Genomic DNA, 10,111 nt, shown 5'->3' with positions numbered 1-10,111 from the left:
GACAGTCGCTCTCCCCTCGGGGGAGAGGGCCGGGGTGAGGGGTGGTTTTGAAGATAACCCCTCAACCGCCCTGCGGGCACCTTCTCCCCCGAGGGGAGAAGGAAATGCCTGATATGCGCTGAACGCTTCAGGTCCCCATTTTCATGGGGACCCCAGCCGAACGACGAGACCCCGGTCTTCGCTTCGCGAAACCGGGGAGCGTCGGAGTCCGTTTTCCTCCCCCGTTCACGGGGGAGGTGTCAGCGCAGCTGACGGAGGGGGGAATCCCCCCCTCGCCCCCGAGCAAGTCCGGGGCACTCCCCCCGCAAGCGGGGGGAGAAAACGAAGATTGCGGCCTAAGCGCCCTTCTCCAGATCCTTCGACCACTGACCCAGAGCGGCGAGGCCGTTCATTCGGGCGCGGTGGTTGAAGGCGGCCTGACCGGCCTTCACGTCGCCGGTCTTGCCCCACGCCTTCAGCGGCGCGGCCTGCAACGCGCGGCCATAGGAGAAGGTCAGCGGCCAGGGCAGGTCGTAGGCGGCGTTCATGGCGTTGAGGTGCGCGGTCGCCTGTTCGTCGGACTGGCCGCCCGAGAGGAAGGCGATGCCCGGCACGGCGGCCGGCACGCAATTCGACAGGCATTGCACCGTCATGTCGGCGACTTCCTCGACCGTGGCCTGGTCGGCGGATTTCTGGCCGGAAATGATCATGTTCGGCTTCAGGATCGTGCCTTCGAGCACGACGCCTTGCGCGAACAGCTCCTCATAGAGGCGCTTCAGCGTGTATTCGGTGACTTCGTAGCAGCGCTCGATCGTGTGGTCGCCGTCCATCAGGACTTCCGGCTCGACGATCGGGACGATGTTCGCTTCCTGGCACAGCGCGGCATAGCGGGCGAGCGCGTGCATGTTGACGTTGATGCCGTATTGCGACGGGATGGAGTCATCGCCCTCGCGGCCGATATCGATCACGGCGCGCCATTTCGCGAAGCGCGCACCCAGCTCGTAATATTCGTTGAGACGGTCGCGCAAACCGTCGAGGCCCTCGGTGATGGTCTCGCCCGGCGCGCCGGCCAGCGGCTTGGCGCCGGTATCGACCTTGATCCCCGGAATCGAACCGGCATCGGTGATCAGCTTGACCAGCGGCGTGCCGTCCGCGGCGTTCTGGCGGATCGTCTCGTCATAGAGGATGACGCCGGAAATGTGCTGCGACATGGCCGGCTCGGTGCGGAACAGCATTTCGCGCCAGTCGCGGCGCTTTTCGGCGCTGGATTCCAGACCGATGGAATCGAAGCGCTTCTTGATCGTGCCGGTCGATTCGTCGGCGGCGAGAATGCCCTTGCCCGGGGCGACCATGCCCAGAGCGGTTTCGTTCAGCTGATCGAGATCCATGCCCGTTCCCCCGGTTTGAAGTGCGCCGTTTGTGGCGGCTCTATTCCGTTTCGTAAAGCACCACGACGCCCGGCAGCGTCTTGCCTTCCATCCATTCGAGGAAGGCGCCGCCCGCGGTGGAGATGAAGGTGAAATCGCGCGACACGCCCGCGGCGTTGAGCGCGGCGACCGTGTCACCGCCGCCGGCCACGGCGATGAGGCCGTTTTCCTTGACCCGCTTGGCGACATAGCGCGCGGCCTCGACCGTCGCGGTGTCGAAGGGTTTCGTTTCGAACGCGCCCAGCGGACCATTCCAGATGACGGTTTTGGAGGCATCCACCGAATCGGCGAGCGCATCCACGGTTTCCGGACCCGCATCGAGAATCATCCAGCCGGCGGGAACCTCGCCTGACGGGACGGTGCGGCTGTCGGCGTTCTCGGCGAATTCCTGCGCGATGACGACATCGACCGGCAGGATGATCTCGCAGCCCGCCTCTTCCGCGCCGCGCAGGATGGAGCGCGCGGTGTCGGCGAAGTCCGGTTCGTAAAGGCTCTTGCCGACGCCGTGACCTTGCGCGGCGAGGAAGGTGTTGGCCATGGCACCGCCGATGAAGAGGCGGTCGACCTTCTTCACCAGATTGGCAAGCAATTCGATCTTGGTGGAGACCTTCGCCCCGCCGACCACGGCGAGCACCGGGCGTTTCGGGTCTTCCAGCGCCTGAACCAGATGGTCGATCTCGCGCTCCATCGCCAGACCGGCATAGGCGGGCAGGTATTCCGCGACACCGGCCGTCGAGGCGTGGGCACGGTGCGCGGCGGAAAAGGCGTCGTTGACGTAGAGATCGCCCAGTTCGGCGAGCGCCTTCGCGAAGTTCGGGTCGCCCGTCTTGCCGCCATCGGGGCGGCGTTCCTCGCCCTTGTGGAAGCGGGTGTTCTCCAGAAGCAGAACCTGGCCCGGCTCCATCGCGGCGATGGCCGCGGCGGCATCCTCGCCGGTGCAGTCATTGCAGAAGCCGACCGGGGCGCCCATCAGCTCGGCGAGCGCGTCGGCGACCGGGGCAAGGCTCTCTTCCGGCACGACCTTGCCTTCCGGGCGGCCGAAATGCGCCAGCAGGATCACTTTCGCCTTGCGGCGCTTGAGGTGTTCGATGGTCGGCAGGGCGGCCGAGAGCCGGGTCGTGTCGGTGACCTGTCCGGCCTTCATCGGCACGTTGAAGTCGACGCGCACAAGGACACGCCTGTTCTCGACGTCGGTTTCCTCGATGCGGCGGAGCTTGCCCGGAACGGCCATGTCGAACCTCGTCGGTGTCGCTTAAAGGAAACGTCCCATCGCCGCCGCCGTGTCGATCATGCGGCAGGCGAAGCCCCACTCATTGTCATACCAGGTCATGACGCGGGCGAGACGGCCGCCGATGACATTGGTCTTGTCGATCGCGCAGATCGAGGAGCGCGGGTCGTGATTGTAGTCGATCGAAACGAGCGGGATCGAATCATAGCCGAGAATGCCCTTCATCGGGCCGTCAGCGGCGGCGCGGATCGCAGCGTTGATTTCCTCGGCGCTGGTGTCGCGGGCGGTCGCGACCACCATGTCGATCAGCGAGACATTCGGGGTGGGGACGCGCACGGCGGCGCCGTCGAGCTTGCCCTTCAGTTCCGGCAGGACGTCGCCGACGGCCTTGGCCGCGCCGGTCGTGGTCGGGATCATCGACATGGCGGCCGCGCGGGCGCGGTGCAAATCCTTGTGATTGCGGTCCAGCGTCGGCTGGTCGCCGGTATAGGCGTGGATCGTGGTGACGTGGCCGCGCTCGATGCCGACGGCGTCATTGACGACCTTGGCCACCGGGGCGAGGCCGTTGGTGGTGCAGGACGCGTTCGACACAACGATGTCGTCCGCCGTCAGCGTGTGGTGATTGACGCCGTAGACGATGGTCTTGTCGGCATTCTTGGCCGGGGCGGAGACGAGGACGCGTTTGGCGCCCGACTTCTCGATATGCGCCATCGACTCGGCCTTGGAATTGAACTTGCCGGTGCATTCCAGGACGATGTCGATGCCGAGATCGCCCCAGGGCAGCTGGGACGGGTCGCGGTTGGAGACTTTCTGGATCCGGCCGAAGCCGCAATCGATCCAGTCGTCGCCGACCGTGATTTCGCCCGGGAAACGGCCATGAACACTGTCGTATTTCAGCAGGTGCGCGTTGGTTTCCGGGGTCGAGGAGTCGTTGATCGCGACGACTTCGACATCACCGGAACGCTGTTCCTCGTAAACCGCACGCAGTGCCAGACGGCCAATGCGGCCAAACCCCGTGATTGCGACGCGAACGGCCATGCCCGGACTCCTTCAAAGGCTAGCAGCGGTGTTTCGCGGCGCCGTTTAGCCGCTATCGTTCCCGGCGTCCACCGGCGCCCATTGCCGCGAGGCAGCGCTCCAGCGACTCCTGCCAGTGCGGCAGGACGACACCATATTCCTGCCGCGCGCGGGCGAGGTCCAGCCGCGTATCGGCCGGGCGCGGAGCGCGGGTCGGGAAGTCGGCGGTGGTGATCGCGTCGACCGGCGTCGACAGACCGGCACCGCGGAGCACCGCCACCGCGAAGCCGTGCCAGCTGGTATCGCCCTCGGCCGCAACATGAAGCAGACCGCCCGGTGCGCCGGACCGCAGCGCCTGACCCAGCGCCAGAAGTGCGTCGGCCAGCGCCCCCGCCTCGGTCGGGCGGCCGAACTGGTCGGCGACGACGGTCAGACGGTCGCGTTCGGTCCCAAGACGAAGCATGGTGCGTACGAAATTCGAGCCTTCGGGCGCGTAGACCCAGGACGTCCGCGCCACCAGCGCGCCGGGATGGGCGGCGCGCACGGCGGCCTCGCCCTCGGCCTTGGTCTGTCCGTAGACATTGACCGGGCAGACCGCATCGGTCTCGGTGTAGAGCGCGCCCTTCTTCCCGTCGAAGACATAGTCCGTGGACACATGGATGAAGGGGATGTTCGCGGCCGCCGCGGCCCGGGCCAGCGCCGCCGGTCCGCTCACATTGACCGCTCGGGCGGCCTCCGGCTCGTCCTCGGCGCGGTCGACGGCGGTGTAGGCGGCGGCATTGATCACCAGATCTGGACGCATACCGCCAACGAGATCGCCGAGACCCGTCGGGTTTGCGAGATCGATCTGCGGCCGTCCGGCAGCGACCATCGTTATACCCGACCGGTCTCCGCGTTCGAGCAGGGCACGGGCCAGCTGGCCCTTGAGGCCGATGACGAGAATCTTCATGCCCCGTCCCGTTCGAAATCGGCCGGGGCGTCGGCCAGCGCGGGATGTTTCAGATCCTTGCCCGCCAGCAGAGCCTCGCCTTCCGTCACCGGCCAGTCGATGCCCAGCGCCGGGTCATTCCACTTGATGCCGGCATCGCATTCCGGGGAATAGGGAGCGTCGACCTTGTAGGCGATCTGGGTGCCCGGCTCGAGCGCGCAGAAGCCGTGCGCAAAGCCGCGCGGCACCCAGAGCTGCAGCCCGTTTTCGACCGACAGGACGATGCTGGCCGAGCGGCCATAGGTCGGCGAGCCGTGGCGGATATCGACGATGGCATCGAACAGGGAGCCGGCCGAACAGCGCACCAGCTTGCCCTGGGCAGCCGGCGGGCGCTGGTAATGCAGGCCGCGGACGACGCCGCGCACGAGCGAGCGCGACGCATTGTCCTGCACGAATATTGTGTCAACGCCGGTGTGTTCGCGAAATCGTTTCGCCGACCAGGTTTCCTCAAACCAGCCGCGATCGTCGTGAAACCGGTGCGGTTTCAGAATGTAAGCGTCGGAAAACGGCGCGAGCGGCTGGGCGAGGACAGGCGTGTTCATGCCCTTTCGCTAGCGCTCCGGGCCTGCGCTGTCGAGACTTCGCAGCGGCGCGAGAGACTTGTCACGCGGGACCCGGGCTGTCAGAACCGCCTTAACACACTGGTGAACGCTGTAATCGGGTTTCAGGCATGAAGGTTCTTGTACTCGGCGGTGACGGCTTCTGTGGTTGGCCGACCGCGCTCCACCTGTCCAATCAGGGTCATGACGTCGTCATCGTGGACAATCTGTCCCGCCGCAAGATCGATATCGAGCTTGAGGTCGAGTCGCTGACTCCGATCCAGCCGATGTCGAAACGCCTTGAGGCCTGGAAGGAGGCGTCGGGCAAGGAGATCCGCTTTGTCGATCTCAATATCGGCAAGGACTACCAGGAACTGGTCGATCTGATCGTGGCGGAAGCGCCTGATTCCATCGTCCACTTCGCCGAGCAGCGCGCCGCGCCCTATTCGATGAAGTCGGCGCGCCACAAGCGCTACACGGTCGACAACAATCTCAACGCCACGAATGACGTGCTGGCCGCGATCGTGGAAACCGGCCGCGACATCCATCTCGTCCATCTCGGCACGATGGGCGTCTACGGATACGGCACGGCGGGGATGAAAATCCCGGAAGGCTATCTGAAGGTGAAGGTCGACACGTCGGAAGGCCCGAAGGAACAGGAAATCCTGTACCCGGCCAATCCCGGCTCGATCTATCACATGACGAAGACGCAGGATCAGCTCTTCTTCCATTTCTACAACAAGAATGACGGTGTGAAGATCACCGACCTGCACCAGGGGATCGTGTGGGGTACGCAGACCGAGGAAACCCGCAGGGACGAGCGGTTGATCAACCGGTTCGACTATGACGGCGATTACGGCACGGTGCTGAACCGCTTCCTGATGCAGGCCGCCGTCGGCCACCCGCTGACCGTACACGGCACGGGCGGGCAGACCCGCGCCTTCATCCACATCCAGGACACGGTGCGCTGCATCCAGCTGGCGGTCGAAAACCCGCCGAAGCGCGGCGAGAAGGTCCGCATCATGAACCAGATGACCGAGACGCACCGCGTCCGCGACCTGGCGAAGATGATCGCCGACATGACCGGTGCGGAGATCGCCAACCTGCCCAATCCGCGCAACGAGGCCGATGAAAACGACCTTCACGTGGAAAACGACACCTTCCTGTCGATGGGTCTGAAGCCGATCACGCTGGAGGCCGGCCTGATGGAAGAGGTCACCGAGATCGCGCGCAAATACGCCGACCGCTGCGACCGCTCGAAGGTTCCGTGCGTGTCCTACTGGAACGAGACCCGCAAGGCGGACCAGACGCCGCCGCCGCTGAAAGCGGTCTCCTGACGCTTGGAAAGGCCGGTCCCGCGACCGGCCTTTTTCGTCAGAGCGCACCCTCTCTGGGCCAGCCGGGCGAATGCGGATCGCCATGTCCGCGTTCCGGGCTGATGAAGGCCACGGCCTCGCGGATCTGTTCGGCCGACGGTTCCAGATGGCAGAAGAAGGCGAGCTGTTCGATAAAGCGCTCCGGACGCACCAGCGCCTTTTCGTAGCTCGCCATCGCCAGCGGTGCCGGCGGCCGGGCGATCAGCTCTTGCGCCTTTCCATAGAGCCACAACACGTCATTCAGGGCTTCGGCCACCAACTGGCCGGTCAGCATGTGGATGCGCGCCGCCGCTGCGGCGGGATCGCGGAAGACGGAGATCAGGCGCGGCGAGGGAAGGGTTTCGAGGACATCGCGGGCATAGAGCGCGCCATGCGGGTCTTTCCAGCCCCAGGGCCGGCCCTCGGCGGCACGCGCCGCGATAACCGGACGCATGCGCTCGAGGGCGGCGGCGTAATCGGGGTGATTCACATCGCCGAGATAGGCGATATTGCCGCGTGCGGCCTGGATGTCGAGGTCCTCGTTATTTCCCCGCCCCTGACGCGCGCCCATGTCCATGCCGATGATGCGCAGCACGCCGGCCACCATCGAGGTGCCGCCGCGTGGTGCGCCGAAGACCAGCACGCCGGAGGCCGGTTCGTCAGCCGCCGGGGTCAGAATGTCGAGCGGTTCGGAGCGTTCATACATCAGTTCGCCTCCCGCAGGCGGTCACCGAGCCGGTTCATGAAATCGAGACAGGCGGCGAGCTGGTCGATGGCGAGGAATTCGTCGGGCTGGTGCGCCTGGGTGATCGAACCGGGACCACAGACGACGGTGGGAATACCGGCGTGCTGGAACTGGCCGGCCTCGGAGCCGAAGGAGACGGTGCGCGTCGCGTTGTCGCCGGTGAGCTGGCGGGCCAGACGTTCGGCCGGGCTGTCGGCGTCGGGGCGAAGCGCGGGAACGTCGCTGCGCTGATGAACGTGGACGCAGGCACCCGGCGCATGGCGGCGCATCTCGGCCTCGACCACCTTCGCCCGTTCGCGCAGGGCACGGCCGACCGCGTGGGCATCGTCCCAGGGCGCGGGGCGCATCAGGCTTTCAAACCAGGCTTCGCGCGCGAGGATATTCGTGGCGGTGCCACCGCCCATCTGACCGATCGTGATCGTGCCGTAGGGCGGGTCGAAGGGTGAATCCGCCGGGGCGGCATCGCGCCAGCGCGCTGCTTCGTCGTGGAGAAATTGCATCAGCGGAACGGCGTGCGTGACCGCGCAGGCGCCATCCTCGACCCGCGAGGAATGCGCTTCCTTGCCGGTGATCTCGACCCGGACCGAATAGAGTCCCTTGTGCCCGGTCACGACTTTCATTTCCGTCGGCTCGCCGACAATGCAGGCTGACGGCTTCGGTCCGTTCGCGACGATCCGGTCGATCATTGCCGGCGCGCCGAGACAGCCGACCTCCTCGTCATAGGAGAAGGCGAAGTGAACGGGGCGCTTCAGATCGCCCTTCGCGAAGTCTTCCGCCGCGACGAGGGCGCAGGCGATGAAGCCCTTCATGTCGCAGGTGCCGCGCCCGTAAAGCAGGCCGGAACGCTCTTCCATGGCAAAGGGATCGCTCGACCAGTTCTGGCCGTCCACCGGCACGACGTCGGTATGGCCGGACAGAACGACGCCGCCGTCGACATCGGGCCCGAGAATGGCGTGGAGGTTGGCCTTGGAGCCGTCGGCATTGGAGACGCGCTCGCATCGCGCGCCGAGCGCGATCAGCCGGGCCTCGACATCGGCGATGAAGGTGAGGTTGGAATTGCGCGATGTCGTGTCGTGCGCGATCAGTTCGCCGAGCAGTCGTCGTGCGGCGTCGATCTTGTCCGTGGCTGCCATTGGCCTGTCTCCTTCACCAAAGCGCATGGCATGGCGGCCCGATGCTGACAACCGCGGCCGTGCGTTAGCAATCGGGAAACCGTGCTTGCTCACGCGGAATTAAACCGCCGAGGCGTAAAGGCGTCGATGGTGAACGGAGTCCTTCGGGCGTCATGGGCATTTTGCGAAAATTGTCGGCTTTTGTGCGCAGCCGGTCCGGCAATGTCGCGACCGCCTTCTGCATCCTGCTGGCGCCATTGACGGTACTGGCCGGAGGGGCCGTCGACTTCAACCAGGCCATGAATGCCCGCGCGCGCCTGTCCGAGGCGCTCGATGCCGCCGGCCTGGCCGTCGCTACGCGGCCCGAACTGAGTGCCGCGGAAGCCGAACGGGTCGCGCTCGACTTCATCCGGGCGAATTATCCGGTGCGCGATGTCGGCGAGGTGCAGAACCTTTCCGTCTCCCTCGACAACGTCACCGGAACGGTCCGGATATCGGGTGAATCGGAAATCGAGACGGCGCTGCTCGGCCTGATCGGCATGAACACGATCACCGTTGGGTGGGAAACCGAAATCCAGCAGGCGCGCCAGAATCTCGAACTCGTCATGGTGCTCGACAATACCGGCTCGATGTCCGGCCAGAAACTGGCCTCGCTTCGCAGCGCCGCCCTGACCCTGACCGATGCCCTGCACGCCAGCGCGGTGGAGCCTGACCGTCTTCGTATCGGCCTTGTTCCGTTCGCGGCAACAGTGAATGTCGGCACCGTGAACGCTCGCGCATGGTGGCTGGATCCGGATGGCCGCTCGCCCGTGCACGGCGAATGGATGGGACCGGATCCGCATCCGTCGCACTGGGAATTGTTCGACGAGATGAGAAACACGAGCTGGGGCGGCTGCGTCGAGGCGCGTCCGATCCCGTTCGATGTCGACGATACCGAACCGAACAGCGCCGACCCGGCGACCCTCTTCGTGCCCTATCTGGCACCGGACGAACCCGATATCGGGGGATACCGCAACGATTATCTCTCCGACGACCGGGGGCTGACGGGCGTGATCGAACGCCTGAGAGGTCTGCTCAAATATGAAGGCGGCCGGCCTTCGGACGGCTCCCCCAACCGGAGCTGCACCTCCCGCCCGATCACGCCGCTGACTTCGTCCCGCCGCACGATCGACACGGCGCTGAATGCGATGCAGGCAAATGGCAACACGAATGTCGCGATGGGGATCGGCTGGGGCGTGCGCGTGCTGTCGCCGCAGGCTCCGTTCACCGAGGGGCGGGCCTATGGCGACCGCGACACGATCAAGGCGATGATCATCCTGACCGACGGCGAAAACGTCATGTCGGGCGGCAATGGCGCGATGATGAGTGAATACGCCGCCTATGGTTACGCCGCCGACGGACGCCTTGGGGTACGCTCGGCCTCCGGCACGGTGCTGAGCCGGGCGGTGGACGAGCGGACGGCCGAAGCCTGCCGCGTCGCCCGCGAAAGCGGCATCCGGGTCTACGCGATCACCTTTCAGGTACGCGACAACCGGACGCGCGATCTGATGCGCGGCTGCGCCAGCAATCCGGCGCTGTATTTCGACAGCCCTGACAATGAAACGCTGCAAGACGTCTTCGAACTGATCGCAGGCGATCTGACCAATCTGCGTATCGCGCGATAACGTTTCAGGCACATCTAAAATTAACTTCCAATAAACTGCGTTTCCACACCCGGTTTT

General features: G+C 65.5%; 9 protein-coding genes. 2 read left to right on the top strand and 7 right to left on the bottom strand.

The features are described from left to right. Window positions 1-335: 335 nt before the first annotated feature. The 5 genes from ACFOOR_RS06210 to rfbC are packed head-to-tail and all read right to left on the bottom strand — an operon-like array spanning window position 336 to window position 5,181. Complete coding sequence (locus ACFOOR_RS06210; RefSeq protein ID WP_343165511.1) at window positions 336-1,367, bottom strand: class I fructose-bisphosphate aldolase; 1,032 nt, start codon at window positions 1,365-1,367, stop codon at window positions 336-338. A 40-nt stretch (window positions 1,368-1,407) separates the two neighbouring features. Then, entirely contained in the window at window positions 1,408-2,637 is a 1,230-nt protein-coding gene (locus ACFOOR_RS06205) for a phosphoglycerate kinase (RefSeq protein WP_343165512.1), read from the bottom strand. Window positions 2,638-2,658: 21 nt separating this feature from the next. Beyond that, complete coding sequence (gene gap, locus ACFOOR_RS06200) at window positions 2,659-3,672, bottom strand: type I glyceraldehyde-3-phosphate dehydrogenase (protein WP_343165513.1); 1,014 nt, start codon at window positions 3,670-3,672, stop codon at window positions 2,659-2,661. Window positions 3,673-3,724: 52 nt separating this feature from the next. Beyond that, complete coding sequence (gene rfbD, locus ACFOOR_RS06195; protein WP_343165514.1) at window positions 3,725-4,600, bottom strand: dTDP-4-dehydrorhamnose reductase; 876 nt, start codon at window positions 4,598-4,600, stop codon at window positions 3,725-3,727. After that, a complete protein-coding gene (rfbC, locus tag ACFOOR_RS06190) occupies window positions 4,597-5,181 on the bottom strand; it encodes a dTDP-4-dehydrorhamnose 3,5-epimerase (RefSeq protein ID WP_343165515.1) in 585 nt (194 codons plus the stop codon). The genes rfbD and rfbC overlap by 4 nt, the downstream gene beginning before the upstream one ends. Before the next feature lie 128 nt (window positions 5,182-5,309). Here rfbC and ACFOOR_RS06185 point away from each other — a divergent pair, with 128 nt between their 5' ends. Next, window positions 5,310-6,515: an NAD-dependent epimerase/dehydratase family protein gene (locus ACFOOR_RS06185; protein ID WP_343165516.1), complete on the top strand. Its 1,206-nt coding sequence runs from the start codon at window positions 5,310-5,312 to the stop codon at window positions 6,513-6,515. Window positions 6,516-6,552: 37 nt separating this feature from the next. Here the strand turns inward: ACFOOR_RS06185 and ACFOOR_RS06180 are convergent, their stop codons facing one another. Together ACFOOR_RS06180 and argE are read right to left on the bottom strand one after the other, a co-directional pair. Next, complete coding sequence (locus tag ACFOOR_RS06180; RefSeq protein ID WP_343165517.1) at window positions 6,553-7,239, bottom strand: hypothetical protein; 687 nt, start codon at window positions 7,237-7,239, stop codon at window positions 6,553-6,555. After that, window positions 7,239-8,411: an acetylornithine deacetylase gene (gene argE, locus ACFOOR_RS06175; RefSeq protein WP_343165518.1), complete on the bottom strand. Its 1,173-nt coding sequence runs from the start codon at window positions 8,409-8,411 to the stop codon at window positions 7,239-7,241. Before argE ends, ACFOOR_RS06180 begins: the two co-directional genes overlap by 1 nt. Before the next feature lie 152 nt (window positions 8,412-8,563). Between argE and ACFOOR_RS06170 the strand changes: the two genes are divergently transcribed. Then, a complete protein-coding gene (locus tag ACFOOR_RS06170; protein ID WP_343165519.1) occupies window positions 8,564-10,054 on the top strand; it encodes a TadE/TadG family type IV pilus assembly protein in 1,491 nt (496 codons plus the stop codon). The last annotated feature ends 57 nt before the right edge of the window (window positions 10,055-10,111 follow it).

The sequence above is a fragment of the Hyphobacterium vulgare genome (assembly GCF_042643335.1).
Classification (GTDB): Bacteria; Pseudomonadota; Alphaproteobacteria; order Caulobacterales; family Maricaulaceae; genus Hyphobacterium; species Hyphobacterium vulgare.
This window is presented reverse-complemented; position numbering and strand designations above follow the sequence as displayed.

Excerpts from the sequence above, each read along its gene's own strand:
- ACFOOR_RS06210 (WP_343165511.1), bottom strand. The coding sequence starts at position 1,367 with ATGGATCTCGATCAGCTGAACGAAACCGCTCTGGGCATGGTCGCCCCG.
- ACFOOR_RS06205 (WP_343165512.1), bottom strand. The coding sequence starts at position 2,637 with ATGGCCGTTCCGGGCAAGCTCCGCCGCATCGAGGAAACCGACGTCGAG.
- gap (WP_343165513.1), bottom strand. The coding sequence starts at position 3,672 with ATGGCCGTTCGCGTCGCAATCACGGGGTTTGGCCGCATTGGCCGTCTG.
- rfbD (WP_343165514.1), bottom strand. The coding sequence starts at position 4,600 with ATGAAGATTCTCGTCATCGGCCTCAAGGGCCAGCTGGCCCGTGCCCTG.
- rfbC (WP_343165515.1), bottom strand. The coding sequence starts at position 5,181 with ATGAACACGCCTGTCCTCGCCCAGCCGCTCGCGCCGTTTTCCGACGCT.
- ACFOOR_RS06185 (WP_343165516.1), top strand. The coding sequence starts at position 5,310 with ATGAAGGTTCTTGTACTCGGCGGTGACGGCTTCTGTGGTTGGCCGACC.
- ACFOOR_RS06180 (WP_343165517.1), bottom strand. The coding sequence starts at position 7,239 with ATGTATGAACGCTCCGAACCGCTCGACATTCTGACCCCGGCGGCTGAC.
- argE (WP_343165518.1), bottom strand. The coding sequence starts at position 8,411 with ATGGCAGCCACGGACAAGATCGACGCCGCACGACGACTGCTCGGCGAA.
- ACFOOR_RS06170 (WP_343165519.1), top strand. The coding sequence starts at position 8,564 with ATGGGCATTTTGCGAAAATTGTCGGCTTTTGTGCGCAGCCGGTCCGGC.